The following is a 240-nucleotide window of genomic DNA, read 5'->3' as shown; positions in this document are numbered from 1 at the left end:
GGCGCCAAGATTCTCGGCCCGTTCACCGTCGGTGCCGGCGCCAAGGTCGGCTCCAATGCCGTGGTCACGCGTGAAGTGCCTGCCGGCGCCACCGTCGTCGGTATTCCCGGCAAGATCGTCAAGCGCGCCGAGCCGGATGTGGCGGAGGAGCCGTCAGTCGACCCGGAAAGCCGCGAGGCCATGAAGGAGAAGTTCGGCTTCGATGCCTACGGCATGGGCCAGGACATGCCCGATCCGGTC

1 pseudogene is annotated in these 240 nt (G+C 67.5%); it reads left to right on the top strand.

Features of this window, described 5'->3' with window-relative positions:
- Window positions 1–240: pseudogene (locus CWC28_RS21350) on the top strand (serine O-acetyltransferase); the annotation flags it as partial.

Origin of the sequence: Pseudoalteromonas sp. S4492, assembly GCF_005886115.1 — a bacterium.
Taxonomy (GTDB): domain Bacteria; phylum Pseudomonadota; class Gammaproteobacteria; order Enterobacterales; family Alteromonadaceae; genus Pseudoalteromonas; species Pseudoalteromonas gelatinilytica.
This window is presented reverse-complemented; position numbering and strand designations above follow the sequence as displayed.